Annotated in this window: 22 protein-coding genes and 1 pseudogene; 9 read left to right on the plus strand and 14 right to left on the minus strand. The window is 66.3% G+C overall.

Features of this window, described 5'->3' with window-relative positions:
- Positions 1-47: 47 nt before the first annotated feature.
- Entirely contained in the window at positions 48-632 is a 585-nt protein-coding gene (locus tag ACVWZM_RS18540; RefSeq protein ID WP_057021341.1) for a DUF2239 family protein, read from the minus strand.
- 131 nt (positions 633-763) lie between these two features.
- On the opposite strand from ACVWZM_RS18540, the gene ACVWZM_RS18545 reads away from it, so the two are divergent.
- Positions 764-1,429, plus strand: coding sequence for a glutathione S-transferase family protein (locus ACVWZM_RS18545; protein ID WP_057021360.1), 666 nt, complete (start codon positions 764-766; stop codon positions 1,427-1,429).
- An 8-nt stretch (positions 1,430-1,437) separates the two neighbouring features.
- Here ACVWZM_RS18545 and ACVWZM_RS18550 read toward each other — a convergent pair whose 3' ends face one another.
- Positions 1,438-1,866, minus strand: a complete 429-nt coding sequence (locus ACVWZM_RS18550) for a DUF1330 domain-containing protein (protein WP_057021340.1) — start codon at positions 1,864-1,866, stop codon at positions 1,438-1,440.
- Positions 1,867-1,968: 102 nt separating this feature from the next.
- Here ACVWZM_RS18550 and ACVWZM_RS18555 point away from each other — a divergent pair, with 102 nt between their 5' ends.
- On the plus strand, positions 1,969-2,304 hold the full coding sequence (locus tag ACVWZM_RS18555) for a GIY-YIG nuclease family protein (RefSeq protein ID WP_057021339.1): 336 nt from the start codon (positions 1,969-1,971) through the stop codon (positions 2,302-2,304).
- A 1-nt stretch (position 2,305) separates the two neighbouring features.
- Here ACVWZM_RS18555 and ACVWZM_RS18560 read toward each other — a convergent pair whose 3' ends face one another.
- From ACVWZM_RS18560 to ggt, 3 genes are all read right to left on the minus strand, one after another.
- Positions 2,306-3,181, minus strand: coding sequence for an SDR family oxidoreductase (locus tag ACVWZM_RS18560; RefSeq protein WP_456854156.1), 876 nt, complete (start codon positions 3,179-3,181; stop codon positions 2,306-2,308).
- A 111-nt stretch (positions 3,182-3,292) separates the two neighbouring features.
- A complete protein-coding gene (locus ACVWZM_RS18565) occupies positions 3,293-4,591 on the minus strand; it encodes an MFS transporter (RefSeq protein WP_057021337.1) in 1,299 nt (432 codons plus the stop codon).
- A 130-nt stretch (positions 4,592-4,721) separates the two neighbouring features.
- Positions 4,722-6,467 (minus strand): gamma-glutamyltransferase, encoded by a 1,746-nt coding sequence (ggt, locus tag ACVWZM_RS18570; protein ID WP_456854158.1) that lies wholly within the window; start codon positions 6,465-6,467, stop codon positions 4,722-4,724.
- Positions 6,468-6,593: 126 nt separating this feature from the next.
- Between ggt and ACVWZM_RS18575 the strand changes: the two genes are divergently transcribed.
- Complete coding sequence (locus ACVWZM_RS18575) at positions 6,594-7,973, plus strand: MFS transporter (RefSeq protein WP_456856709.1); 1,380 nt, start codon at positions 6,594-6,596, stop codon at positions 7,971-7,973.
- Positions 7,974-8,120: 147 nt separating this feature from the next.
- Here the strand turns inward: ACVWZM_RS18575 and purH are convergent.
- The 3 genes and pseudogenes from purH to ACVWZM_RS18590 form a co-directional block, all read right to left on the minus strand.
- Positions 8,121-9,715: pseudogene (purH, locus tag ACVWZM_RS18580) on the minus strand (bifunctional phosphoribosylaminoimidazolecarboxamide formyltransferase/IMP cyclohydrolase).
- A 232-nt stretch (positions 9,716-9,947) separates the two neighbouring features.
- Positions 9,948-11,699, minus strand: coding sequence for a heparinase II/III domain-containing protein (locus ACVWZM_RS18585; protein ID WP_168858083.1), 1,752 nt, complete (start codon positions 11,697-11,699; stop codon positions 9,948-9,950).
- A 141-nt stretch (positions 11,700-11,840) separates the two neighbouring features.
- On the minus strand, positions 11,841-13,187 hold the full coding sequence (locus tag ACVWZM_RS18590) for an RsmB/NOP family class I SAM-dependent RNA methyltransferase (protein ID WP_057021332.1): 1,347 nt from the start codon (positions 13,185-13,187) through the stop codon (positions 11,841-11,843).
- Between the two features lie 175 nt (positions 13,188-13,362).
- Between ACVWZM_RS18590 and ACVWZM_RS18595 the strand changes: the two genes are divergently transcribed.
- Both ACVWZM_RS18595 and ACVWZM_RS18600 read left to right on the plus strand, forming a co-directional pair.
- On the plus strand, positions 13,363-13,590 hold the full coding sequence (locus ACVWZM_RS18595) for a DUF1674 domain-containing protein (RefSeq protein WP_057021331.1): 228 nt from the start codon (positions 13,363-13,365) through the stop codon (positions 13,588-13,590).
- A 40-nt stretch (positions 13,591-13,630) separates the two neighbouring features.
- Positions 13,631-14,227, plus strand: coding sequence for a thermonuclease family protein (locus ACVWZM_RS18600; protein ID WP_210262897.1), 597 nt, complete (start codon positions 13,631-13,633; stop codon positions 14,225-14,227).
- Positions 14,228-14,306: 79 nt separating this feature from the next.
- On the opposite strand, the gene ACVWZM_RS18605 is transcribed toward ACVWZM_RS18600, so the two are convergent.
- The gene (locus tag ACVWZM_RS18605; RefSeq protein WP_057021359.1) at positions 14,307-14,822 is read right to left on the minus strand and encodes a L,D-transpeptidase; all 516 of its coding nucleotides are present in this window, start codon (positions 14,820-14,822) and stop codon (positions 14,307-14,309) included.
- A gap of 185 nt (positions 14,823-15,007) precedes the next feature.
- Between ACVWZM_RS18605 and ACVWZM_RS18610 the strand changes: the two genes are divergently transcribed.
- Positions 15,008-15,142 carry a hypothetical protein gene (locus ACVWZM_RS18610; RefSeq protein WP_283809232.1) on the plus strand — a complete coding sequence of 45 codons (135 nt, stop codon included), beginning with the start codon at positions 15,008-15,010 and terminating at the stop codon, positions 15,140-15,142.
- 18 nt (positions 15,143-15,160) lie between these two features.
- On the opposite strand, the gene acs is transcribed toward ACVWZM_RS18610, so the two are convergent.
- A complete protein-coding gene (acs, locus tag ACVWZM_RS18615) occupies positions 15,161-17,113 on the minus strand; it encodes an acetate--CoA ligase (protein ID WP_057021358.1) in 1,953 nt (650 codons plus the stop codon).
- Positions 17,114-17,884: 771 nt separating this feature from the next.
- Here acs and ACVWZM_RS18620 point away from each other — a divergent pair.
- Positions 17,885-19,063 carry a DNA topoisomerase IB gene (locus tag ACVWZM_RS18620; protein WP_076835000.1) on the plus strand — a complete coding sequence of 393 codons (1,179 nt, stop codon included), beginning with the start codon at positions 17,885-17,887 and terminating at the stop codon, positions 19,061-19,063.
- 162 nt (positions 19,064-19,225) lie between these two features.
- On the opposite strand, the gene ACVWZM_RS18625 is transcribed toward ACVWZM_RS18620, so the two are convergent.
- The 4 genes from ACVWZM_RS18625 to tsaD form a co-directional block, all read right to left on the minus strand.
- Positions 19,226-19,639, minus strand: coding sequence for an EVE domain-containing protein (locus tag ACVWZM_RS18625; protein WP_057021328.1), 414 nt, complete (start codon positions 19,637-19,639; stop codon positions 19,226-19,228).
- Positions 19,640-19,725: 86 nt separating this feature from the next.
- On the minus strand, positions 19,726-20,838 hold the full coding sequence (locus ACVWZM_RS18630; RefSeq protein WP_456854162.1) for an alpha/beta hydrolase: 1,113 nt from the start codon (positions 20,836-20,838) through the stop codon (positions 19,726-19,728).
- 117 nt (positions 20,839-20,955) lie between these two features.
- Positions 20,956-21,933 (minus strand): NAD(P)H-dependent glycerol-3-phosphate dehydrogenase, encoded by a 978-nt coding sequence (locus ACVWZM_RS18635; RefSeq protein WP_456854164.1) that lies wholly within the window; start codon positions 21,931-21,933, stop codon positions 20,956-20,958.
- 188 nt (positions 21,934-22,121) lie between these two features.
- Entirely contained in the window at positions 22,122-23,195 is a 1,074-nt protein-coding gene (tsaD, locus tag ACVWZM_RS18640) for a tRNA (adenosine(37)-N6)-threonylcarbamoyltransferase complex transferase subunit TsaD (protein WP_076834997.1), read from the minus strand.
- Positions 23,196-23,369: 174 nt separating this feature from the next.
- Here tsaD and ACVWZM_RS18645 point away from each other — a divergent pair, with 174 nt between their 5' ends.
- Positions 23,370-24,110 (plus strand): uroporphyrinogen-III synthase, encoded by a 741-nt coding sequence (locus tag ACVWZM_RS18645; RefSeq protein WP_456856711.1) that lies wholly within the window; start codon positions 23,370-23,372, stop codon positions 24,108-24,110.
- A 112-nt stretch (positions 24,111-24,222) separates the two neighbouring features.
- Entirely contained in the window at positions 24,223-25,512 is a 1,290-nt protein-coding gene (locus ACVWZM_RS18650; RefSeq protein ID WP_456854166.1) for a hypothetical protein, read from the plus strand.
- The last annotated feature ends 11 nt before the right edge of the window (positions 25,513-25,523 follow it).

The raw sequence follows: 25,523 nt of genomic DNA on the forward strand, positions 1-25,523 counted from the left end.
CCGAATCGCCGGCAGGCCGGGCCGCCATCCATGTCACTCGAAACCAGTCAGTCCGCTTGATCGCTATAGGCGAGCCGGATCGCGTGATCGCGGATGTCGGCCGGCCAGTCCGCGATCAGCGTCGCAAAGCGGCGCCGGTCGTGGGCGAACAGCGCGCGGATCGCATCTTCATAGTTCGGCCGATTGCCGGCCATGACAGTCATGAAGCGATAGGCGGCGTCCTGCGCGCTGCGCGTGCGATCCTTGTCGCCGCTCGCGCGGCGCGCCTCGTCGACCAGCTTGCGGATCGCAACCGATGCACCGCCCTTCTGCTGCGCGAGCCAGTCCCAATGCCGTGGCAACAGCGTGATCTCGCGCGCGACGACGCCAAGCTTCGGACGTCCCGGGCCGCGCGGCGCGGTCGGCGTCGGCTCCTCGTCGCGCGCAGGTGCGGGCTGCGGCAGCCGCGCCAGCACGTCGTCGACCGAGCCGCGGAAATCGATATCGACCAGCGCCGAGGTGCGGCCGTTGAACACCAGGATCGCGGCGTCCTTGCGTTGGTCGAGGTGTTGCTTGGCGGCGCGCGCAACCTCCGGGAGGTCGCCGGCCCCGATGCGGTGCTCGCCTTCGAACGCGACATAGGCAGGATTCATGGTAGACCTCTCAGATTGCGCGACATACTGCCCGGATAATTCTTGGCAATCGCAGCGCGTGGATCTCGACTTTCTGGTTTCCCGCTGGCACCAAACGTCGCCCGATTGCGCTGATCTTTCAGAGGATGCCCATGCTGACGGTTCATCACCTCAACAATTCCCGCTCGCAGCGCGTACTGTGGCTGCTCGAGGAATTGGGTGTGCCCTACGAGATCGTGCGCTACCAGCGGCAGCCCGACATGCGGGCGCCGAAGGAGCTGCGCGCGATCCATCCGCTCGGCAAGTCGCCCGTCGTCACCGACAACGGCCACACGATCGCGGAATCCGGCGCGATCCTCGAATACATCATCGCGACCTACGGCAACGGGCGCCTCATCCCGCGGGCCGATACGCCGGAGCGGCTGCGCTACACCTATTGGCTGCACTACGCCGAGGGTTCGGCGATGACGCCGCTGCTGCTGAAGCTCCTGTTCACGCTGATGCCGAAGCGCGCGCCGGCGCTGCTGCGGCCCTTGGTGCGCAAGGTATCCAACACGGCGCTGTCCACGCTGGTCAATCCGCAGCTCAAGCAGCACATGGCCTATTGGGAAGGAGAGCTCGGCAAGAGCGAATGGTTCGCCGGCAGCGAGTTTTCCGGCGCCGACATCCAGATGAGCTTTCCGCTCGAGGCCGCCGCGGCGCGCGGCGGGCTCGAGGACGGCCATCCCAAGTGTGTCGCGTTCTTGGAGCGCATTCACGCCCGCCCGGCCTATGCGCGGGCGCTGGAGAAGGGCGGGCCGTACCAGGTCGGCCGGTAAATACGCGGTCATCGCGGCAGCTCGACCAGCGGCAGCAGCCGCGAATCCGCCAGCGCCGCGGTGCGGTGTCCGGTGCCGGCGAGGTAGGCCTCCGCCACCGCGAAGGCGAGGAACGCGCCACGGCTCTTCAGCCGGATCAGCATCGCGCGATCCCAGCGCTCGCCCTCCGGCCCGACCAGGAACGGGCCGCCTTCACCCATGAACAGGATATCGCCGCCGCTCTTCCGCAGATGCGGCAGCGTGTGCGCGACATAGCAGTCGTAGGCCTCCGCCCCCGTGATCGGCTGCGGCGGGGCGAGCTCCGGGCTTTGCGAATAGTCGGCGATCACGCGGAAGCGCAACAAATTGAGCATCACCAGCTCGCCCGCGATCTCGCGCTGGGCAAAGTCGCGCCCGGCGTTCCAGGTCGGCTCGAGATAGCAGGCGGCGGTGTCCATATCGGTGTCCCATCGAAGGTTGATGGCACTTTTTACCCGGGCATAATTGCTTTGTCAATAATACCCGGATATAAATAGCCCGACAGAACGACAGGAGTCACCATGAAGACCGAGGACCGCAAGCAAGCCATCGCCGACTACAAGAAGCGCGCGAGCGTCGCCGGCGTGTTCGCGATCCGTTGCCGCGCGACCGGTGAGGTTTGGGTCGGGCAGGCGCTCGACCTCGACAAGATCGAGAACCGCATCTGGTTCACGCTGCGGATGGGCAGTCATCGCAACGCCGAGCTGCAGCGCGCCTGGTCGGGGCATGGCGCGGACAATCTCTCGCTCGAAACGCTGGAGCGGATCGAGGACGAGGAGCTCGCCTATGTGCGCGACACGCTGCTGAAGGAGCGCGTGCAGCATTGGCGCGCGGAGCTGAATGCGTTCGCGGTGTAGCCTAGTGTGACGGCAGCGGCTGCACGGTGACGCCGGGCGGCGGCACGTCGTCGTCGGGCACGAAGAAGTCCGACATCAGCGGCACCGAGGGATCGACGCGGTAGCGCTCGAAGTCGCGGACGCCATTGGCATAGAGCACCTTGTCGTCGATGCAGAAATGCCCGGTGAATTCGCGCGACGGCCGGGTGATGATCGCGTAGGCCGCATCGCCCATGATCTCGGGCGTGCGGCTCGCGCGCATCATGGCGTCGCCGCCGAGCAGATTGCCGATCGCGGCGGTCGCGATCGTGGTGCGCGGCCACAGCGCGTTGACGGCAATGCCGGCCGATTTCAATTCGCCCGCGAGCCCGAGCACGCACATGCTCATGCCGAACTTCGCCATCGTGTAGGCGGTCGAGTGCTCGAACCATTTCGTCTTCATGTCGAGCGGCGGCGACAGCATCAGGATGTGCGGATTCTCCGCCTTCTTCAGGTGCGGGATGCAGTATTTCGACACCATGAAGGTGCCGCGGGTGTTAATCCCCATCATCAGGTCGAACCGCTTCATGTCGGTCGCCTGCGAATTGGTCAGGCTGATGGCGCTGGCATTGTTGACGCAGACGTCGATGCCGCCGAACTCGGCGACGGTCTGCTCGATCGCCGCCATCACCTGCGCCTCGTCCCTGATGTCGCAGAGCACCGGCAGCGCCTTGCCGCCGGCGGCGCGGACCTCGTCGGCGGCGGTGTAGATCGTGCCCCTCAGCTTCGGATGCGGCTCGGCGGTCTTCGCCGCGATCGCGACATTGGCGCCGTCACGCGCGGCGCGCAGCGCGATCGCCAGCCCGATGCCGCGGCTCGCGCCCGAGATGAACAGCGTCTTGCCTTTGAGCGACGTCATGAGAATGGCCTCCAGTTAGGGACGCACCATTGTCAGGCTCCCTCTCCCCTTGGGGGAGCCCGAGGCGAGCGAAGCTCGCTCTCGAGGTTGGGGTGAGGGTTATCTTTCCGCCTAACCATCCGCATGCAGCACGCGGCCGCGGGTTTCCGGCAGCGCGTAGGCGGCAATGAAGAACACGCCGTAGGCCGCCACCGCGAAGATCGCGATCGCGTTGGCGAGCGTGGTCGTGGTCGACAGCGCGCCGACCAGGAACGGGAACAGCGCGCCGATGCCGCGGCCGAAATTGTAGCAGAAGCCCTGGCCGGAGCCACGCAGCCGGGTCGGATACAGTTCGGTCAGGAACGCGCCCATGCCGGAGAAATAGCCCGAGGCAAAGAAGCCGAGCGGGAAGCCCAGCACCCACAGCACCTCGTTGGACAGCGGCAGCTGGGTGTAGAGCAGCACCACCGCGATCGCGCCGATCGAGAAGATCAGGAACAGATTGCGCCGGCCGATCCGGTCGGCGAGCCAGGCGCCGACCAGATAGCCGATGAAGGAGCCGATGATCAGCGTCGCGAGATAGCCGGTCGAGCCGACCACCGAGAGCTTGCGCTCGGTGGTAAGGAAGCGCGGCACCCAGAAGGTGATGGCGTAATAGCCGCCCTGCATGCCGGTGCCGACCAGGGAGGCCAGAAGCGTGGTCTTCAGGATCGGTCCGTGGAAGATCTCCCACAACGCGGCGGGGCCGCTGCCGGAGGCCTGCGCCTGCGCCATGGTCGCGGCGGAGATTTCCGGCTCGGTGACGTAGCGGCGCAGGTAGAACACGAGCAGCGCCGGCAGTGCGCCGATCACGAACATCCAGCGCCAGGCGTTCTCCGCCGGCAGCACCGAGAACAGGATCGCCTGCGCCAGCACCGCAAGGCCCCAGCCGACCGCCCAGCCCGACTGCACCGAGCCGACCGCACGTCCGCGATACTGCGGCCGGATCGCCTCGCCGATCAGCACCGCGCCGGCGGCCCATTCACCGCCGAAGCCGAGCCCGAGCAGCGCGCGGGCGATCAAGAGCTGATCGAAATTCTGCACCAATGCGCAGACCAGCGAGAAGAACGAGAACCAGATGATGGTGAGCTGCAGAGTCTTCACCCGGCCGATCCGGTCGGACAGATAGCCGCCGAGCCAGCCGCCGACGGCCGAGGCCAGCAGCGTCACGGTGCCCGCGAGGCCGGCGGTGCCGGGGTCAACTTTCCAGAGCGTGATGATGGTGCCGATCACCAGCGGATAGATCATGAAATCCATGCCGTCGAGCGTCCAGCCCGACGCGCAGGCCCAGAACGTGCGCCGCTCCTGCAGGTTCATGTCGCGATAGAAGGCGAGGAGGCTGGTGTCCTCGATCTCTGCGACTTCCATTGACTTGGATTCGGCCGTGCTCATGCGCGTTCCCCGGAGAAATCTTTCACCGGCTGTTTGCGATCCGCGGCCGGAGGTGCGCGGACCGCCAATCTATCGCGATGTTGCAGGCGGGGCAAAGCCGCGTTTGCACGCCTTAGGTGCGGATCATCCTTTAGTACCCCGCGGCCTCCGAGCCGCGCGTGCGCGGATCCGGCGCGCCGAGCAGACCGTTGGTCGTGACGAGGATCGAGTTCGCGGAGGAGTAGCCGAGCGGCTCGACCAGCTTGTGGCCCTTGGCCTTCAGCTCGGTCAGCACCCCGTCGGGAAAGCCGCGCTCGATCCGGACCTCGTCGGGCAGCCATTGATGGTGCATGCGGGGCGCGGCGACCGCGGCCGCGATGTCCATCTTGTAGTCGATCACGTCGACGATGATCTGCGTCACGGCGGAGATGATGCGGCTGCCGCCGGGCGAGCCCGTCACCAGCACCGGCTTGCCGTCCTTCAGCACGATGGTCGGCGACATCGACGACAGCGGACGCTTGCCGGGTCCCGGCAGATTGGCCTCGAAGCCGACCAGGCCGAAGGCGTTGGAGGCGCCGGGCGCTGCGGTGAAATCGTCGAGCTCGTTGTTGAGCAGCACGCCGGTGCCGTCGGCGACGAGGCCGACGCCGTACGGGAAGTTCAGCGTATAGGTGTTGCTGACGGCGTTGCCGCCGGCATCGACGACAGAGTAATGCGTGGTGTTGTCGCCTTCGTGAGGCTGCTTGGCGTTGCGCACATCGGTCCAGGGCGTGGCGCGGGCAAGATCGATGGTGGCGCGCTGTTTGGCGGCATAATCCTTGTCGATCAGCAATTGCGTCGGCGCGTCAACGAAGGCGGGATCGCCGAGATAGCGCGCGCGATCGGCATAGGCCCGCTTCATCGCCTCGATCATCACATGCAGCGAGGCGGCCGAGCCCTGCTTCATGTCGGACATCGGAAAGCCTTCGAGGATGTTGAGGATCTCCAGCAGCACGACGCCGCCGGAGGAGGGCTGCGGCATCGAGACGATGTCGTAGCCGCGATAGCTGCCGCGGATCGGCGTGCGGATTACCGGCTGGTAGGATTTCAGATCCTCGAGCGTAAAGATGCCGCCGGCATTCTTGATGCCGCTGACAAGCTTCTCGGCAATCGGACCTTCGTAGAAGCCGCGCGGGCCCTGTTCGGCAATATCAGTCAATACGCCGGCGAGATCGCCCTGGATCAGGCGGTCGCCCTCGCGCAGCGGCGTGCCGTCGGCGTGCGAGAATGTTTTGGCCGAATTCGGCCAGCGCGACATGCGGCGATACATGTCGTTCAGCGTGTCCGATGTGTCGTCGGTGACGATGAATCCGTCACGCGCGAGATCGATCGCGGGCTTGAGGCTCTGCGCCAGCGTGAACTTGCCGGAGCCGTATTTCTCCAGTGCGAGCGCGAGACCCGCGACCGTACCGGGCACGCCGATCGCGAGCGCGGAGTTGCGCGACTTGTCGGAATCGGGCTTGCCGTCGGCGTTCAGGAACATGTCGCGGGTAGCGGCCTGCGGCGCGGTCTCGCGATAGTCGATCGCGACATCCTCATTGCGCCCGGCGAGATGGATCACCATGAAACCGCCGCCGCCGATATTGCCGGCGCGCGGATAGGTCACCGCCATCGCGAAGCCGGTGGCGACCGCGGCGTCGACCGCGTTGCCGCCCTGTCGCAGGATGTCGGCGCCAACTTGCGCAGCCAGCTTCTCCTGCGCCACCACCATGCCGTTTTCGGCGTGAATGCTGCGAATCGTGTCCGCGGCCGAAGGTTCATAGAAGCGGCGCTGGACCTGGCCGAGGGCAGGCGTCGCGATACCAATCATCAGGAGAGCGGCAAACAGCCGTCGCGACATCGTTGCCGTCAGCGCCATCGAAATGTCCTGCCCAGTTCATCGCCGTATCAGTCAAACCGGCCCATGCTATATGGGAGCGGATTGGAGCGGCAAAAGCCTGCCTGTGGTTCGAGTTGGGGGATATCTTTCGCGATGACGGCAACAATGCAGACGGGCGCCGGTGACGCGAAGGCCACCACCAAGGTTTATCCTGGCCGCGCCGCCGTCATCAGCTGGATCTTCTTCGATTGGGCTGCGCAGCCATATTTCACACTGATCACGACCTTTGTGTTCGCGCCTTATTTCGCGAGCTTCGTCGCGCCTGATGCCGCGAGCGGCCAGGCGCTGTGGGGCTTTGCCACCGCGGCGGCCGGACTTGCGATCGCGCTGCTGTCCCCGGTGCTGGGGGCAATCGCCGATGCCAGCGGCCGGCGCAAGCCGTGGATCGCGGGCTTCGGCGCGCTGCTCGTGATCGGCGCCAGCGCGATGTGGATCGGCAAGCCCGGCAATCCCGACATCATCCCTATGCTGCTGCTCGCCTATGCGATTGCGAGCGTCGGTGTCGAGTTCGCGACCGTGTTCAACAATGCGATGATGCCGACCCTGGTGCCGCCGGACAGGATCGGGCGGCTGTCGGGCACCGGCTGGGCCACCGGCTATGTCGGGGGCATCCTGAGTCTTGTTCTCGTGCTCGGCTTTCTTGCCGCCAATGCCGAGACCGGCCGCACGCTGTTCGGCTTCACGCCGCTGTTCGGTCTCGATCCCGCCATGCATGAAGGCGACCGCATCACCGGTCCGCTGACCGGGTTGTGGTTCATCATCTTCGTGACGCCGATGTTCCTGTTCACGCCGGACTATCCGACGAGGCGCCCGATGCGCGCGGCGCTCGGCGAAGGCCTGCGCGAGCTCAGGCAATCGTTGTCGAGCCTGCCGAAGCAGAAGTCACTGGCGCGCTTCCTGCTGGCGAACATGATCTACACCGACGGGCTGGTCTCGCTGTTTGCGTTCGGCGGCATCTATGCCGCAGGCACGTTCGGCTGGGACACGATCCGGATCGGTACCTTCGGCATCATCCTCGCGGTGGCCGGCACGTTCGGCGGCTGGATCGGTGGCAAGCTCGATGATGCATTTGGACCGAAGCGCGTGATCACCGCCAGCTTGCTGATCCTGCTGTTTGCGATCGTCGTGATCCTCACCGTGAACAAGGATTCTGTCCTGTTCATCCAGGTCGTGCCGCCGGTGCCTGGCGGTCCGTTGTTCGCGGGCGCCGCCGAGCGCGCCTACATCGTGCTGGGCTGCCTGATCGGCGCCACGGGTGCGCCGCTGCAGGCCGCCTCGCGCTCGCTCCTGATCCGCCTCGCGCCGAAGGATCGCATCGCGCAGTATTTTGGCTTGTTCGCGCTTACCGGCAAGGTGACGTCGTTCATCGGCCCGCTCCTGATCGGCGCGATCACCGCGGCGACCGCGAGCCAGAAGGCCGGCATGGCGGTGCTGGTGGCGTTCTTCGTCGCGGGACTGGCGCTATTGGCGAAGGTGCGGGAATAATAAACACTGTCGTCCCGGCCAAGCGAAGCGCGAGCCGGGACCCATAACCACCGCTGCTCGTGTTGCGCGGCGCTGGAGCCTCAGCTCGTTCCAACAAGACACGCTTGTGGTTATGGGTCCCTGCTTTCGCAGGGACGACAGGTTGCTCTAGTGCCGGAAATGCCGCACGCCGGTGAACACCATGGCGATGCCGTGCTCGTCGGCGGCCTTGATCACCTCGTCGTCGCGCATCGAGCCGCCGGGCTGGATCACCGCGGTGGCGCCGGCCTCGATGCAGGCGAGCATGCCGTCGGCGAACGGGAAGAAGGCGTCGGAGGCGACCACCGAACCCTTGGTCAGGGGCTCGGCGAGCTTCAGCTCGGCGGCCGCGTCCAGCGCCTTGCGCGCGGCGATCCGTGCCGAATCGACCCGGCTCATCTGGCCGGCGCCGATGCCGACGGTCGCGAGGTCCTTGGCGTAGATGATGGTGTTCGACTTGACGTGCTTGGCGACGCGGAACGCGAATTTGAGATCGCGCAGCTCGGCGTCGGTCGGCGCACGCTTGGTCGCGACCTTCAGGTTCATGTCCTCGACCACGGCATTGTCGCGGCTCTGCACCAGGAGGCCGCCGGCGACGGTCTTGGCGGTGAGGCCGACCGCGCGCGCGTTCGGCAGGCCGCCGGCGAGCAGCAGGCGCAGATTGCGCCGGCCGGCGATGATCGAGATCGCCTCCTCGGTTGCGTCGGGCGCGATGATCACCTCGGTGAAGATGCCGATGATGGCGCGCGCGGCATCCGCATCGAGCGTGCGATTGACCGCGATGATGCCGCCATAGGCCGAGGTGGAATCGCAGGCGAGCGCGCGGGCATAGGCGGTGGCGAGATCGGGGCCCTCGGCGACGCCGCAGGGATTGGCGTGCTTGACGATGACGCAGGCCGCGGTGCGCTGCGGGTCGAACTCGCCGACGCATTCATAGGCCGCGTCGGTGTCGTTGATGTTGTTGTAGGACAGTTCCTTGCCCTGCAGCTGGCGCGCGGTCGCGACGCCCGGCCGCTTCTCTGGCGTGGCATAGAACGCCGCGGTCTGGTGCGGGTTCTCGCCATAGCGCAGCGACTGGATCAGCTTGCCGCCAAAGGCGCGGAAGTCCGGCGCCTTGGTGTCGAGCTGTACGGCAAACCAGTTCGAGATCGCGGCGTCATAGGCCGCCGTGCGCGCATAGGCCTTGGCGGCGAGCCGGCGGCGCAACTGAAGCGAGGTTGCGCCCTTGTGCGCGGCGAGCTCGTCGAGCACGGCAGAATAGTCGTTCGCCTCGACCACCACGGCGACGTCGTCATGGTTCTTGGCCGCGGCGCGGATCATCGCGGGACCGCCGATGTCGATGTTCTCGATGCACTCCTCGAAGCCGGCGCCTTTGTCGACGGTGGCCTCGAACGGATAGAGGTTGACGACCAAGAGGTCGATCGGCGCGATGCCGTGCGAAGCCATCGCCGCGGTGTGTTCCTTGTTGTCGCGGATCGCGAGCAGGCCGCCATGCACCTTCGGGTGCAGCGTCTTGACCCGGCCATCCATCATCTCCGGAAAACCGGTGAGCTCGGAGACGTCCTTGACCTTCAGCCCGGCCGCCGCGATCGCCTTGGCGGTGCCGCGCCGGTCGAGACCAGCTCGACGCCATGGTCGGCCAGCGCCTTGGCGAAATCGATCAGTCCGGCCTTGTCGGAGACGGACAACAGAGCGCGGGTCACGCGGCGAAGCTGCTCGGTCATATCGGAAAATCCCTGGCTGTTAAGGCAGCCGGGTAGCATGGTTTTGTGCCGTACGAAACCGGTACATGCGCCTGATTCCCCGCAAATTGAGGGTGGTCCGGTATTCTTTCCCCGTCACGCTGAGGAGCGCGCAGCGCGTCTCGAAGGGTCGACGGCCACCGGCGGGGCCGTGCATCCTTCGAGACGCCGCTTCGCGGCTCCTCAGGATGACGGGTCGGAGGACTCACCCGTCCTACAGCGGCAGTTCCGGCTCGCGGCGGGCGTTGCGGCGTGCGGTGGTGGCGGAGGCCGAGGTCGAGGAGCGCACGAAGCTCCAGCGGATGGTGCCGGCCTGCCTCGCGTCCTGCCGGATCACGATCTGGGAGGTGCGGCGCGGGCCGTCATTGCCGGCCAGGAACACGCTGTCCTCGAGATCGACCTTGTCGTCCATCGCCTCGAAGGTCCAGACGTCGCGGTTGGGCAGCACCAGCATCACGCCGCGGGCATCCGACAGCCGGCTCGCCTTCACCGAGGGATGCAAATGGAAGCGCAGCGCGAAATCGGCCTCGCTGCCCTTGATGCGGCCGCCCGGCGCCGGCGACAGCGAATCTTCGCCCTCCAGCCGCGTGCCGTCCTGCGAGACCATCAGCACACGGCGGTGGATCACGCCGAAGCGCGAGAGATAGCCGTCATGCGAGGCGGTGAGCACGTCGCCGTCGGGAACGGCTTCGCGGTAGCTCTCGACATTGCTCGGACCGCTGGTGATGGGCGCGCCGCGGAGCAGCCGCTTCATCGCCGACAGCTCGACGAACTGGCATGACGAGGCGTCGCGATAGGTCAGCGTCGAATGCGCCGCGGTGGAGCGCGCGAACGGCCGCCAATTGTCGCGGCCTGTGCTTGGCATGCCGCAATTGACGACAATGCGGCTCACCCCGGAGGAGAGCTCGAACGACAGGCAGCCGGCATGCGCGTCCTGGCTGACGCTGGCCGGCGGCGGCGGGCCGGTATCGATGATCAAGGCGGTGTTGCCGGCATCAAGCCGCTGAAAGCCGGTATGCGGCATGCTCGCCATCGGCACGCCGCGGGTGTCGTCATAGGCGAGCAGCGTCGCGACGAGATCGGACGGCGCGGTGCTCATGCCGTTGAACAGCGCGAAGCTGCCGTCGCCGTGCCGGAAGAAGCGCAGCATCGGCATCATGCGGTCGATCGCGTTGAGCAGCGCCGGCGGCGGCGCGATATTCCGTGCGGCAAAGGTCTGCCGCAGCGGCAGGAGATCGCTGAGCAGCTCGACCAGCGCGCCGGGATTGCGCGAGATGTGGCCGCCATCGGGCAGGATCTGGCGCTGCAATTCGTCGGACAGCTTGCGCGTCGCCGATTTGATGTTGCGCGCCTGGTTGGCGAGACAGAGCGAGGCGTAGCACAGCGCGATCAGCACCTGCAGGCGCGGAACGCCGTCATTGTCGAGCGTCGCGTGGCGCAGATAACGGATCTCGCGCGCCAGCCCGCGCAGATATTTGCGGTAGAATTTTCCGTCGGTGTCGCCGAGCACCAATGGAGCCTGCGACAGCAGCGAGATCACCCGCCGCGCGCGCACATCGGCGCGGCGCTCCAGCGGCCGCTTGCGGGCCTGGTTGGAGATCCAGTCGTCGACCAGCGAACGGGCGTTGGCGCGGGTCAGCGCGGTGTCGGCGGCGCGCAGATGGCGCAGCCAGCCGAAGCCGAGCAGGGCGGCTTCCCAATCCTCCGACGGCGGCTCGAGATCGAAGATCGAGCGGCCGTGGCAGGTGACGATCTTGCCGGCGAAGACGAATCGTCCGGCATAGATCTCGGCCGCGCGGGTGGCGTCGGCGGTCCGCAGATCGTGCGGGGCGATGACCAGCCGGTCGGTGCGGCCGGGCCAGAGCCGCGACAGCGCAACCGTGCTCCCGCTGGCGCGTGCGAGCATGCTGCGGGCAAAGCGGCCAGCAATCAGCGTCGAGATGCGTCTGCTTTGAGCGACCGACACGCCTAACCTTGCGGGGAGGGAATTTTCAACGAATCCTTATTTAGTCCGGAAACGCGGCCAAGACACCTGCCAAGAAACTTGCCCAGGCACCCTCTTGATACCGCACGAATCACTTCGAGCTTAGAGGACTGAAGTTTAAAATCAGGATTTAACCAGCCGGGCCGCGTAAAATCCATCCAGCCCGCCGAGCCGCGGGTCGGCATTGGGCAAATGGCTCGGCAAAGTGCGCAGATCGCCGTCGGCGGTGATGATGTCGTCGAGGCCGGCGACCTCGCTTGTCTCGACCGGCGCACGGCGCAGGCCTGATTCGCTCGCCAGCAGCGCGGCGATCGCGTGCTCGCCTTCCTCCGGCTCCAGCGAGCAGGTACAGTAGACCAGCGTGCCGCCGGGCTTCAGCAGATTGGCGGCTTTTTGCAGCAGCCGCTTCTGCAGCGCCGACAGCGCGGCGATGTCGCCTTCCTGCCGCAGCCAGGCGACGTCGGGGTGGCGGCGGATGGTTCCCGTCGAGCTGCAGGGCGCATCGACCAGGATACCGTCGAAGCTTGCGGCCTCGGCGGGCCATTCGGCGGCGTCGGCAACGACGGTCTCGGCCTGCAAGGCCAGACGCGTGAGATTGTCGCGCAGCCGCGCCACGCGCGCCGGCGAGCGGTCGACCGCGGTGACGTGCGCGCCGGCCAGCGCGAGCTGGGCGGTCTTGCCGCCGGGCGCGGCGCAGAGATCCGCGACCGCCTTGTCCTTGATGTCGCCGAACAGCCGCACCGGCAGCGCGGCGGCGGCGTCCTGCACCCACCACTGTCCTTCGGCAAAGCCGGGCAGCATCGTGACGGAACCCTGCAGCAGCGTGCGCACGGTTCCCGTCGGCAGCGTCTCGCCGTGCAGGCGGGTCGCCCATTGCGCCGCGTCCGACTTCACCGTCAGATCGAGCGACGGCTCGTGGCCGAGCGCAAGCGCCATGTCGCGCGCGGTAGCTTCGCCGTAATGCGCGTTCCAGCGCGCCAGCATCCATGGCGGCAGGTCCAGGGTCTGCATGCTGATCTCGTCGATCAGGCCCTGGCCCTCGCGCGCGCAGCGGCGCAGCACGGCGTTGACGAGCCCGGCATATTTCGCGGCGCGCCGGTCGGACTGCACCAGCCGCACCGAGAGATCGACCGCGGCATGGTCGGGCACGTCCATCCAGAGAATCTGTGCCGCGCCGATCAGGAGCGCGCTCTGCGCGCGCGGCGCATCGGTCGGGATGCCGCGATCGAGCAGGCGCGACAGCAGATGGCCGAGCGTGCCGAGCTTGCGCAAGATGGTCGACACCAGCCGGCGCATCAGCGCACGGTCGCGATCGGCGAGCGATTTCAGGCCGGGATGCGCGCCGGCGCCGTCGAGCTGGTCGTCGAGCGTGCGGTGCTTGTGCAGCACGCCATCGAGGATGTCGGCCGCGATGCGGCGAGCCGCGAGACCGGGGACTTCGGCAGGTACTGCAAATCTTGAAGGAGGCATGAAGCGGAGATATCTCGAAGGTGCTGAGTTACATTCGGCTCATGCCCATCAACTCCATACCACCTCTGGCATGCGAATATGCCAAATGTAAGAATCGCCTTGCGGGATTTCGTGATCGTGATGTCGTCACTGAGCCAGTACAGAGATACGGAATCCGCAGGCAGAAAGTTTTGCCATGTCTGATAAATCGCCGTTGTCATCGCCGCTGGAGGCCGCGCCGCGCAAGCCGCTGACGCCAGCCGCGCAACGCGCGCTCGCCGAGGCCGCGGCGCGGCGCAGGGCTGCCGAGGAGGCGGCCGCGCAGAACGCGGCGGCGCGGCCGAAGGAGTTCCAGGGTCCGAAGGGGCCGGAACCGACGCGTTACGGCGATTGGGAGACCAAGGGCATCGCCTCGGACTTCTGAGAGCCTTGCCTGACGGCTCGACTCGCGCCAGTCTGGGAAAATGTCCCCATACGAAAGAATAAATGCTTATCGTGGGACGGGACGTCCGCCCTTCCGAAGATCACCTTGGGGCCGCCGCGTCTCGGCGGCGCTGCCATGGGTGTTCGTGCTCGGCATTGCCGTCGGCAGCACGCTGCCGATCCGACAATGGGTGCATCTGCCGCCGCATTGGTCGCTCGGCAGGTCGCGCGACACCGACGTGATCTGGCAGCGGGCCGGCGCGCCCGACATCAGGCACAACGTTGATGTGATCAGGACGATCGACGGCGACACGTTCGAGGCGCGGGTGCATTTCTCGCCGGGCCCGGATCTGTACACGCGAGTCCGGCTGCGCGGCATCGATGCGCCGGAGCTGAAGGCGTCGTGTGCGCGCGAACTGCAGATGGCGCAAGCGGCGACGGTGGCGCTGCGTGACCTGCTCGGCCAGGGCGACGTCGCGATCTACAATGTCGGTCCCGACAAATATCAGGGCCGTGTCGTCGCCGACGTCGCGACCAGGAAGACCGACAACGTCTCGGCCGCGCTGCTCGCGGCCGGTCATGCGCGGGCCTACAATGGCGGGCACCGGTTCGGCTGGTGCGGATATTTCGCGCGCTAGGCGACAGCGTCAAACCAGGCTGGGCAAACAAAAGCCGCGCATCTGCGCGGCCTTGCTTTGGACGAGGCGCTGTGCCTGATCAGCGGGTGACGACGACCGTCGTGCCAATCTCGACGCGCGAATAGAGGTCGGTGATGTCGGTGTTGAGCATGCGGATGCAGCCGTAGGAGACGAAACCGCCGACCGAGCCCGGCACGTTGGTGCCGTGGATCGCATATTCACCGCCGGCCAGCGTCATCGCAGCGACGCCCATCGGGTTATGCGGCGAGCCGCCGGCGATCACGTTCGGGATGCTGGGCTTGTCGCGCTTGACCTCGGCGGGCGGCGACCAGGCTGGGTTGCGATATTTGCCGTCGATCTTCGTGGTGCCGGCCCACTGCTTGCCGGACTTGCCGACACCGACCGGATAACGCATCGCGTGGCCGGAATCGAGAATGAGGTAGAGCCGCCGTTCGTTGGTCTTCACGACGATGGTGCCTGGCTCATAGTTGTCGGCGTGTATTCCCACCAGTTCCGGCCGGGCTTCGGCCGCCTGCGATATCAAAGCAACCGCACCAAGGGTGGCAGCCAGCGCCACCGCAAACTTCCTCGACATCAACCTCTCCACTTCCCAACAGCTCCCGCAAGGAAGCCAAAAACGAAGATGCAGAGCCCTTGAAAAACCGGGCCTGCCGGTCTCACGCACGCAACATTAACTGCGTGTGTTAACCGGGTGGTTTCACACCGGCCGCGAGACACGTCTTGATGGCGGGAGAGAATGAAAAGTTCGGATTAAAGTAAATGACCTGGAAACAACACTTCGCCACAAACGCGCCTCAATCGCGCCTTGCCTATGACAATCCCGTGAAGCGCCCGTTGCAGAAAACGGGAAGGGCCGCGGCGGTGATCGCGCGCGGCCCTTCTTTGGTCTTCTGATCCTTGCTGCTGCTGGCCTTACGCCGGCGCGCCCTTCTTGTTCTGACGGTTCTGCACGAGGTCGTCGACCACGGCCGGATCGGCCAGGGTCGAGGTGTCGCCGAGGCTCGACGACTCGTCCTCGGCGATCTTGCGCAGGATGCGGCGCATGATCTTGCCGGAGCGCGTCTTGGGCAGGCCGGGCGCGAACTGGATCAGGTCCGGCGAGGCGATCGGCCCGATGTCCTTGCGGACCCAGGCGACCAGCTCCTTGCGCAGCGCTTCTGTCGGCTCGGTGCCCTTCATCAGCGTGACATAGGCGTAGATGCCCTGGCCCTTGATGTCGTGCGGATAGCCGACGACCGCGGCCTCCGAGACCGCCTCATGCGCGACCAGCGAGCTCTCGACCTCGGCGGTGCCCATGCGGTGGCCGGAGACGTTGATGACGTCGTCGACGCGGCCGGTGATCCAGTAATAGCCGTCGGCATCGCGCCGGCAGCCGTCGCCGGTGAAATACTTGTTCTTGTAGGTCGAGAAATAGGTCTGCTCGAACCGCGCGTGGTCGCCATAGACCGTGCGCATCTGGCCCGGCCATGACCTGGTCAGGCAGAGATTGCCCGAGGTCTCGCCGTCCAGCGTCTTGCCGTCGGCATCGACGATCTCCGGCACCACGCCGAAGAACGGCCGTGTCGCCGAACCGGGCTTCAGCTTGGTCGCGCCGGGCAGCGGCGTGATCAGGATGCCGCCGGTCTCGGTCTGCCACCAGGTGTCGACGATCGGGCAGCGGTCGTCGCCGACCACGCGGTAATACCACTCCCAGGCTTCCGGATTGATCGGCTCGCCGACCGAGCCGAGCAGGCGCAGCGATTTGCGCGAGGTCTTCTTCACCGGCTCGTCGCCGCCCTGCATCAGCGCGCGGATCGCGGTCGGTGCGGTGTAGAAGATGTTGACCTTGTGCTTGTCGACCACGTTCCAGAAGCGCGAATTGTCCGGATAGTTCGGCACGCCCTCGAACATCAGCGTGGTCGCGCCGTTACAGAGCGGCCCGTAGAGAATGTAGCTGTGGCCCGTGACCCAGCCGACGTCGGCGGTGCACCAATAGATGTCGCCGTCGTGATAATCGAACACGTATTGATGCGTCATCGACGCAAAGACGAGGTAGCCGGCCGAGGTGTGCAGCACGCCCTTCGGCGTTCCGGTCGAGCCCGAGGTGTAGAGGATGAACAGCGGGTCCTCGGCGTGCATATGCTCGGCCGGGCATTCCGTCGTCACCATGGCAGCGGCCTCGTGATACCAGAGGTCGCGGGTCGGGTTCATGTCGATCTTGCCGCCGGTGCGCTTCACCACTACGACCCAATCGACGCCGCCGGTCTTGGCGATGGCGGCATCGACATTGGCCTTCAGCGGCACTTTCCTGCCGCCGCGCAGGCCCTCGTCGGCGGTGATCACCACCTTCGAGTCGCAGTCCTTGATGCGCTGCGCGAGGCTGTCCGGCGAGAAACCGCCGAACACCACCGAATGAATGGCGCCGATCCGCGCGCAGGCCAGCATGGCGTAGGCCGCTTCCGGAATCATCGGCAGATAGATCGTGACGCGATCGCCCTTCTTGACGTTCCGCGTGCGCAGGATGTTGGCCATCTTGCAGACTTCGTCGTGCAGCTGGCGGTAGGTGATGTGTTTGGATTCGGAGGGATCGTCGCCCTCCCAGATGATCGCGGTCTGGTCGCCGCGCTTGTCGAGATGGCGGTCGATGCAGTTCCAGGCGACGTTCAGCACGCCATCCTCGAACCATTTGATCGAGATGTTGCCCGGTGCGAAGGAGACGTTCTCGACCTTGGTGAAGGGCTTGATCCAGTCGATCCGCTTGCCGTGCTCGGCCCAGAAGCCGTTCGGGTCCTTGACCGAGTGCGCATACATCTCGCGATATTTGGCGTCATCGATATAGGCGCGCTTGGCCCAGTCGGCCGACACGTCATAGATCTTCTCGGACATCATTTTCCTCCACTCATTGCCGATCGCGCACGACGCGACGGCAAGCCGTCTTGATCATTGCCGCGATTATGCGTTGCCGCATTCCGGCCCGGCAAGGAAAAAGGACTGTCACTTTCGTCGCGTTGAAGCCGCCGGATAGTCCGCCGGCTTCCGCTTGTGATAGGACGGCTTACCGCAACGCATCGACGAGAGAAACCTATGCGCCATCGCTTGCTCGGGGTCACTGGTCTCTTGGTCGTAGTGGTATCGTTCTCTGCGCGTTCGCCGTCGCTGCAGTGGTGCCGCGTGCGACGACGATGCGCTGACGCCGATTTTGATCGACGGCTTCGGGCACAATTGAACGAATTGTCGGACGCCGCCGCGATGAGCTGCGTCAACACGTTCGTGACCGAATAATCCTTGATTGCGGCCAGCGGTTGGACCGTCCCGTGGCTGCCGAGCTCGAGCCGCGCCCCGGCGAGAGCGGCGCGCGAAAGGGCAAGGTCGCTGACCTGATCTGGGGGACCGCGGTGGACCTCCGGGCGTTCAAACGCCGGTTTCCGGCACCGCGCTCGCGTCATTTTGTCCGATCCCTGGCAGCCCAAAATCAACGTTAGCGGGCGAATGGCACCCATGAAAGGTAATTTAATACAGTCAATAACTGATTCGCGACTCGCAATGTCGGCCCCGACGCCCTAAATCGCGTTTCCGAGGCCAGACGGCCCACCGGAACGAAGCCCGAAGCAACGGCATTACCGGGAGAACAGCGGAACAAGGCGTCTTGCGAGAGTAATGATGGATCAGCAGAATATCGCGGCTGTGCGGCCCGTTTCCGCCGATCCCGCTGTCGCCTTGGCAAAGGCACTGGGCCAGTGGCCGTCCAAGCCGCCGCGGGCAAGGCTGCAGCCGCCGGCAAAACTCAAGCTCGACGCGCCCGCTGCCATCAGAACGACGGTTGAAGAACTGGCGCGCGATCTGGGCCTGCGGCTCGGCGACCAGAACGAATTGACCATCCGCCGCATCAAGCGCGGCAAGACCTATTCATTCGTCCGTGCCAATGGCTCGCGGGTCCGCGATGCGCGCACCATCCGCCGGCTGCACGCGATGGCGGTCCCGCCGGCCTATCGCCAGGTGCGCTATTCCAGCGATCCGAGCTCGCATCTGCAGGCAGTCGGCCGCGATGCCGCGGGCCGGCTGCAATATCGCTATCACGCTGACTGGGAGAAGGTTCGCGAGCAGCGCAAGGCGCATCGCCTCGCCAAGCTGGTGGCCGCGCTGCCGAAGATCCGGCGCAAGGTCTCGGCGTTTCTGTCCGGCGACGAGCCGACGCGCGAGTTCGCGCTGTCGGCGGTGATCGAACTAATCGCGCGCACCGCGATCCGGCCTGGCAACGAATCCTATGCGCGCCTCAACGGCACCCGCGGCGCCACCACGCTCTTGAAGTCCAACGTCACGCTGGAAGACGACTCCCTGGTGCTGACCTTCAAGGCCAAGGGCGGCAAGGCCGTGCGCAAGGAATGCGATGCGGCCAAGCTGGTGCGTGCGATCGGCATCCTGCGCGGCGTCCCGGGCAAGCGCATGTTTCAGTATTACGACCGCTCCGGCGTGGTACGGGCCGCCTCGACCACGGCGGTGAACGCGTTCCTGCGCGAGATCGCCGGCATCAAGATCTCGCTGAAGGATTTCCGCACCCTGATGGCGTCGGCGGTCGTCGTGGAATCGCTGTCGCGGATCACGCCGGCCACCAGCCAGCGCGGCCGCAAGCGCCAGGTGCTGGATGCGATCCGCGCCGCCGCCGACCAGCTGTCCAACACGCCGGCGATCTGCCGCAAGAGCTATGTCCACGACACCATCGTCACCGCGTTCGAGGACGGCATCCTCGAACGCTTCGCCGCGACGATGGGAGGCTACCGCACCCAAAGCAAGCGCGAGCAATTGCTGGCGCAGGTGGTGATGGCGGCCGGGGCGTAGGTCCCGCAAGCCGTCGTCCCGGCGAAAGCCGGGACCCGTTACCACAGCCGCCTGTGATTAGAATTCGCTGTGGCCCCAGCTCGTTTCAGCAATCGACATTTGGGTAATGGGTCCCGGCCTTCGCCCGGCCTTCGCGGGACGACAGTAGAGTTGGACGAGACATCACAGCCCGCCCATCTTGCAGACGTACTTCCACTCCTCCGCGGTCACCGGCTGCACTGAAAGCCGCGAATACTTTACCAGCGCCATGTCGGCGAGCTTCTTGTCCGCCTTGATCGCGGCCATCGTCACCGGCGTCTTCAGCGGCTTGTCGGCCTTGATGTCGACGCAGACGAACTTGCCGGTCTTGTCGGTCGGGTCGGGATAGGCTTCCTTGATGATCTCGGCGATGCCGACGATCTCTTTGCCCTCGTTGGAATGATAGAAGAACGCCTTGTCGCCCTTCTTCATGTTGACGAGATTCTGCCGTGCCGTGAAGTTGCGCACGCCGGTCCAGGCTTCGCCCTTCGCGCCCTTGGCGACCTGATGGTCCCACGACCAGACCGACGGTTCGGATTTCACCAGCCAGTAATTCATCGCAACTCACCCCGTTCGATTGCGCTGCAATCTACAGCGACGCGGATGCCCGCGACAAGCACGGGCATCTGATCCCGGCGCGGCACCTACTGTTTCAAATATCGATCGAAGAACCTGGCGATGTCGGTGAACGCCTCCTTCGTCTCGGGCGCGTCGACGTTGAACTGGTACTGCGCGTGCGACTGCCCCTCATAGACATTGAGATCGGCGATCACGCCGGCGCGGCGCAATTTGCGATGCGTGCGAACCGTGTTGCTGAGGAACAGATCGCGCGTGCCCGATGTCAGGATGGTCGGCGGGAAGCCCTTGAAGTCACCATAGATCGGCGAAATGTAGGGATTCTTCAGGCTGGTGCCGTTTGCATAAAGCCTGGCGGCGCGGCCGAGCCAGCCGTCCCAGGTCACCAGCACGTTGTCGACCCATTCATTGCTCGCGTAGCTGTCGCCGATCTTGTCGATATCGGACCATGGCGTGCCCGGCGCGATGGCGGCGGGCAGCGGCAGCTTCTCATCCTTCGCCCGCAACACCATCGCAAGCGTCATCGCCCCACCGGTTGAGGTGCCGAAGATGGCCAGCCGGCGGTGCTCGTGCGATTTCAGAACTTCCTTCCAGACCGCCATCGCGTCGTCCATCGCCGCCGGATAGGGGAAGTCCGGCGGCATCCGGTAGTCGACCGAGAGGACCTTGAAGCCGCCAAAGCCGGCCATCATGATGGCTTCCGGCAACGCGGCTTCGCCGGGGCCGAACACGTAACCACCGCCATGGACGTGGATCAGCAGGCGTCGCCTGTTCTCGAGCGCGATCTTGTTCGGGGTCACGATGTAGCAGTGCACGCCGGCAAGCCTGGTTTCCTCGACCTTGACGCCGAGCTTCGCCTTCAGCGCCGGAATACCCGCGATCAGAAGCTTGGCGCGGCGATCGATCAACTCCTTCCATTCCGCAGGGGTTTTGGGGTCGGCATTGAAATGCGGCGGATAGGGCGCGCCGATCATTGCCTGCATCTCGGCAGACACGTCGGTGGTTGGATTGCCGATCGATTTGAGTGGCGCGACCCGCTTGCCGTTGTCGGCATTGGCGGCGGCCTCGCTCTTGGCAAGGTCGTCGTAGGTCGTGGCCGTTTGGGCGTGGGCTATGGCGGATGAGGCGGTGAATGCGACGGCGAGGCTGATCGAAAGGATGGCGCGATGCGGTTGACGCATGGGTTTTCCCTTGGGATCCGTTTTTCGATTTGTTGGACCGGGATCCGACGGTTCGCCGCCACGCTAGTACGGCGCGCACGGATCGTGAAGCTCTGCCACGCGCGACCGTGACGTGCGCTACTCCGCCTTGAACGGCCGCGTCAGCAGGCCTTCGATCGCTGCGTCAATGGTCAGCCGGTCGCTCAGGATCGCGGCGACCGCGTTTGACACCGGCATGTCGACCTTCTGCGCAGCGGCGAGCTCGCACAGCACCGGCGCGGTGAACGCGCCTTCGGCGAGCTTGCCGATCGGGGCGGCTTCGCCGCGGCCGAGCGCGAGGCCGAGTGCGAAATTGCGCGATTGCGCGGTCGAGCAACTCAGCAGCAGATCGCCCAATCCCGACAGGCCGGAGAGTGTTTCGGCGCGGGCGCCGCAGGCGCGGCCCAATCTTGCGAGCTCGCTGAAGCCGCGCGTGGTCAGTGCGGCGAGCGCGGAGGCGCCGAGATTCTTGCCGACCACGATGCCGGCGGCGATCGCCAGCACGTTCTTGGCCGCGCCGCCGATCTCGACGCCGCGCACATCGGTGGTGTGATAGGGCCGGAAGGTCGCCGAGCCGAGCGCCTGGACGAGCGCGCGTGCCAGCGCTTCGTCCATGGTGGCCAGCGTTACGGCGGTGGGCAGTCCGCGCGCGACGTCGTCGGCAAAGCTCGGCCCCGACAGGATCGCGGGGACCGCGCGCGGCGCGGCTTCCGCGATCACCTCGGTCATGAATTTATGCGTGCCGTGCTCGATGCCCTTGGCGCAGGCGATGACAGGCGTGTCGGGTTTGAGATGCGGCGCAAGATGCCCGACCGCCGCGCGCAGATGCTGCGCCGGTGTCACGGCCAGGATGATGTCGGCGAGTGCCGCGACGGCGATATCCGACGTCACAGCGATGCCGGGATGAAGCTGGACACCAGCCAGCCGCGGATTGACCCGCGTCGCCTGGATCTGCGCGGCATGCTCGGCATTGCGCGCAAACAGCGTCACCTTGCGCCCGGCGCGCGCCGCGACATCGGCCAATGCCGTGCCCCAGGCGCCGGCTCCGATCACGCTCACGGACATATGCGCCGGCATCAGGCGGGCCTGTCTTCGCTCCCTCTCCCCGCTCTTGCGGGGAGAGGGTTGGGGTGAGGGGCTTTATCCGCGAGCGAGCCGAGTGTTGAGACCTGTACCCCCTCACTCGGATTGCTGCGCAATCCGACCTCTCCCCGCAAGCGGGGCGAGGTGCGACGGTGCCTGATGCGCGCCCCGTCGTACATTGTTCAATATCCGGCGCGGCTGTTGGCGTGGCCGGCCGGCGCCTTGGCGTTGGCGTCGAGCAGCCAGCGCGCGCGCGGCGGCGCCTCCATCGTGTCGGTGAGGCCAAGCGCCATCCGCTCGGCGCCGGCCCAGGCGATCATCGCGCCATTGTCGGTGCAGAGCGCCGGCGGCGGGATGATCAGCGTGGTCTGCGCCTTTGCCGCAACCTCCTGCAGCGCACTGCGGATCGCATGGTTGGCGGCGACGCCCCCGGCCGCGACCAGCGCGCGCGGCGTGCCGAACCGCTCCTGAAACAGCTTTAGGCCGACGCTCAGCCGGTCCGCGGTCGATTCCAGCACCGCGGCCTGGAAACTCGCGCAGAGATCGCTGACGTCCTGCGGCTCGAGCGGCTCCAGCCGGCTGGCTGCATTGCGCACCGCCGTCTTCAGTCCCGACAGCGAGAAATTCGCATCGGCGCGGCCGAGCATCGGACGTGGAAAGCCAAACCGCGTCGGGTCGCCGCCGGCGGCCGCGCGCTCGACCTCCGGTCCGCCGGGATAGGGCAGCGACAGCATCTTCGCCACCTTGTCGAACGCCTCGCCCATCGCGTCGTCGACCGTGGTGCCGAGCCGCACATATTCACCGACGCCGACCACGGCGACGATCTGGGTGTGTCCGCCCGAGGCCAGGAACAGGCAATAGGGAAACGCCAGCGCGCAGGTCAGCCGCGGCGTCAGCGCGTGCGCCTCGAGATGGTTCACCGCGATCAGGGGCGTATCGTGCACCATCGCGATCGCCTTCGCGGTGGTGAGGCCGACGATGACGCCGCCGATCAGGCCGGGGCCCGCGGCTGCCGCGACCGCCGACAATTGTCCGTAGCCGACGCCGGCCTCCTTCATCGCGGAGGCGACGATGCCGTCGAGCAGGTCGACATGGGCGCGCGCCGCGATCTCCGGCACCACGCCGCCGAAGCGGGCGTGCTCGTCGGTTTGCGAGCGCACGACGTTGGAGAGGATTTTCGCCTGCCCGTCAGCCTGGCGCTCGACCACGGCGGCCGCGGTCTCATCGCAGGTGGTCTCGATCCCCAGCACCAGCATCGGCGGTTCGTGTCCCAATTTCGGTCCTTGTGCTACGAGCATGATCCGGACAGGCCGGAACCGGTTTCCGGCAAGATGATGCTCATCAAAATGTCCGCTCCGGGGTAGCATTGCGAGGTCTTAAAGTGCAATCGGTCGCCAACGTCCAATTTATACGGCTGGAGGCCTGAAACCCTGACAATCCTTGTCACACGACCGCATCCGGACAATGACGCGACGCTCGCGACGCTGCGCCAGCGCGGCTTTGACGCCCTGTCGGCGCCGGTGCTGCGCTTCGAGCCGGTGCCGTTCCGCGGCGACGACGATGCGGATTATGATGCCGTCATCCTGACCAGCGCCAATGCGCTGCGTGCGGTCGATCTCGCGACCAGCCGCTTGTTGCGGCTGCCGCTGTTTGCGGTCGGGGTACACACCGCCGATGCGGCGCGCGCCGCCGGCTTCGACAAGGTGATCGTGGCGAAGGGCGATGCGGTCTCGCTGCGCAATCTCGTGCTCGCACGGGTCGAGGCCGGCGAGCTGCCGGCGTCTGCGACGCTGCTCTATCTCGCCGGCGCCGACCTGTCGCGCGATCTTGCGGGCGAGCTCAGCGAGCGCGGGCTCAGCGTCGTCACCCACACCACCTACCGGATGGCGCCGGTGGCCGGCTTCCCGAGGGAAGTCAGCGACGCCTTCATGGCGAACCGGATCACCGCGGTGCTGCATTATTCCCGCCGCAGCGCGCAGGCCTTTCTGGACACGGTCCGAGCCGACGGGATCGAGATTTCGGCGCTCGCCTTGCCGCAATGCTGCATCTCGGCGGCCGTCGCCGCGGTGCTCCATGACGCCGGCGCGACCAAGGTGGTGGTGGCGGCGCGGCCGGACGAAAATGCCCTGCTGGAGGCGCTGAGCCGCGCCCTGCGGCCGAGACCGGAATAATTCTTTCGTCTGACCATGATGTTAGGCAATGCTCGGTTATTCGGATCGTGCTCTAAGAGCCTGGGCCGATTCTGGTACAATATGCGGCCAATAGTTTTGAGGACCCCCCGCGATGGCTGAAGAAAGGCCAGACGACCCAGGATCTTCGCCGGATTCCCGGCCCAAGCGCGCGCCGCCGACCATCGATCTTCAGGCGACCGAAATCTCCAGCGAACCGTCGAAGGCGGAGGGGGCCGAGGAAGCCGCCAGGGAGACGGACCAGGATGCCGGCAAGGATGCTGCCAAGGCGTCCGCGGACGCGGCGACGCCTGAGGCCGAGCCCCAGCCTGAGGCCGAGCCCCAAGGCGACGCCGCAGCGCAAGCGGAGCCGCAGCCCGAGACCGCCTCCGCGGCGCCGGACGCCGAACCGGCGCGGCCGGTATCGCCCTGGGTGGTGGCTCCGATATCCGGCGCCGTCGCGGCGGCGCTGGTGATCGGGGTTGGCTGGCTGCTCGGCTGGCCCGTCGTGCAGCCGGTCCCGGCGCCGCTACCCAATGCCGCCATCGACCAGCTCGGCACGCGCCTGAGTGCGCTGGAATCGAAAGCCGGCAGGCCGGTCGCGGCGGCCGCCGATCCCGCGGCGACGGCGCGGCTGGAGGCGCTCGACAAATCGATCGCCGCACTGCGCACCGAACTCGCCGCGACGCGGGCGCAATCCGACAAGCTTGCGGCGGCGGTCAATGACGCGAAAGCCGCGCCGCGCGATGGCGCGGCTGCGGCTGATCTCTCCGGCATCACGGCGCGCATCGACAAGGTCGAAGGTGCGGTGAAGGCGCAGGGTGCTGCGATCGCGAGGCAGGACGGCAAGATCGCCGACACCAAGGCCGAGGCGAAGGCCGACGATGTGCCGCTGCGCCGCGTCGTCGCGGCATCGCTGCTCGACGTCGCGGTGCGTCACGGCGATCCCTATGCCTCCGCGCTCGAAGCCGCGAAGGCGCTGTCGGATGATGCCGAGGTGCTGAAGCCGCTCGCGACGTTTGCGACCTCAGGCGTGCCGAGCCCGAACGCGCTGTGCCGCGAGCTGATCGAGATCGTGCCGAAACTTGCGCCGCCTCCGCCTGAGGCTGCGGCAGCCAGCGCCGGGCTGGTCGATCGTCTGAAGGCCGGTGCCTCCACGCTGATCCAGATCGAGCGGACCGACGGCACGGGGACCGATCGCGGCAGCATCGTCGCGCGCGTGACATCGGCCGCCCTGCATAATGACCTCGCATTGACCGAGCGTGAACTGAAGTCGCTGCCGCCCGCGGATCGCACGGCGGCGCAAGCCTGGCTCGCCAAGGTGGACGCGCGCCGCGCCGCGCTCGACGCGTCGCGTAAATTTGCCGACAACGCCATGGCGGCGCTCGCCACGGTCAACCAGTAAGTCTTTGCAAT

The sequence above is a fragment of the Bradyrhizobium sp. USDA 4501 genome (assembly GCF_054062115.1).

What these genes read in the sequence shown, in the direction of transcription:
- ACVWZM_RS18540 (WP_057021341.1), bottom strand. Translation starts at nt 632, where the DNA reads ATGAATCCTGCCTATGTCGCGTTCGAAGGCGAGCACCGCATCGGGGCC.
- ACVWZM_RS18545 (WP_057021360.1), top strand. Translation starts at nt 764, where the DNA reads ATGCTGACGGTTCATCACCTCAACAATTCCCGCTCGCAGCGCGTACTG.
- ACVWZM_RS18550 (WP_057021340.1), bottom strand. Translation starts at nt 1,866, where the DNA reads ATGGACACCGCCGCCTGCTATCTCGAGCCGACCTGGAACGCCGGGCGC.
- ACVWZM_RS18555 (WP_057021339.1), top strand. Translation starts at nt 1,969, where the DNA reads ATGAAGACCGAGGACCGCAAGCAAGCCATCGCCGACTACAAGAAGCGC.
- ACVWZM_RS18560 (WP_456854156.1), bottom strand. Translation starts at nt 3,181, where the DNA reads ATGACGTCGCTCAAAGGCAAGACGCTGTTCATCTCGGGCGCGAGCCGC.
- ACVWZM_RS18565 (WP_057021337.1), bottom strand. Translation starts at nt 4,591, where the DNA reads ATGAGCACGGCCGAATCCAAGTCAATGGAAGTCGCAGAGATCGAGGAC.
- ggt (WP_456854158.1), bottom strand. Translation starts at nt 6,467, where the DNA reads ATGGCGCTGACGGCAACGATGTCGCGACGGCTGTTTGCCGCTCTCCTG.
- ACVWZM_RS18575 (WP_456856709.1), top strand. Translation starts at nt 6,594, where the DNA reads ATGCAGACGGGCGCCGGTGACGCGAAGGCCACCACCAAGGTTTATCCT.
- ACVWZM_RS18590 (WP_057021332.1), bottom strand. Translation starts at nt 13,187, where the DNA reads ATGCCTCCTTCAAGATTTGCAGTACCTGCCGAAGTCCCCGGTCTCGCG.
- ACVWZM_RS18595 (WP_057021331.1), top strand. Translation starts at nt 13,363, where the DNA reads ATGTCTGATAAATCGCCGTTGTCATCGCCGCTGGAGGCCGCGCCGCGC.
- ACVWZM_RS18600 (WP_210262897.1), top strand. Translation starts at nt 13,631, where the DNA reads ATGTCCCCATACGAAAGAATAAATGCTTATCGTGGGACGGGACGTCCG.
- ACVWZM_RS18605 (WP_057021359.1), bottom strand. Translation starts at nt 14,822, where the DNA reads ATGTCGAGGAAGTTTGCGGTGGCGCTGGCTGCCACCCTTGGTGCGGTT.
- ACVWZM_RS18610 (WP_283809232.1), top strand. Translation starts at nt 15,008, where the DNA reads ATGACCTGGAAACAACACTTCGCCACAAACGCGCCTCAATCGCGCCTT.
- acs (WP_057021358.1), bottom strand. Translation starts at nt 17,113, where the DNA reads ATGTCCGAGAAGATCTATGACGTGTCGGCCGACTGGGCCAAGCGCGCC.
- ACVWZM_RS18620 (WP_076835000.1), top strand. Translation starts at nt 17,885, where the DNA reads ATGATGGATCAGCAGAATATCGCGGCTGTGCGGCCCGTTTCCGCCGAT.
- ACVWZM_RS18625 (WP_057021328.1), bottom strand. Translation starts at nt 19,639, where the DNA reads ATGAATTACTGGCTGGTGAAATCCGAACCGTCGGTCTGGTCGTGGGAC.
- ACVWZM_RS18630 (WP_456854162.1), bottom strand. Translation starts at nt 20,838, where the DNA reads ATGCGTCAACCGCATCGCGCCATCCTTTCGATCAGCCTCGCCGTCGCA.
- ACVWZM_RS18635 (WP_456854164.1), bottom strand. Translation starts at nt 21,933, where the DNA reads ATGCCGGCGCATATGTCCGTGAGCGTGATCGGAGCCGGCGCCTGGGGC.
- tsaD (WP_076834997.1), bottom strand. Translation starts at nt 23,195, where the DNA reads ATGCTGGTGCTGGGGATCGAGACCACCTGCGATGAGACCGCGGCCGCC.
- ACVWZM_RS18650 (WP_456854166.1), top strand. Translation starts at nt 24,223, where the DNA reads ATGGCTGAAGAAAGGCCAGACGACCCAGGATCTTCGCCGGATTCCCGG.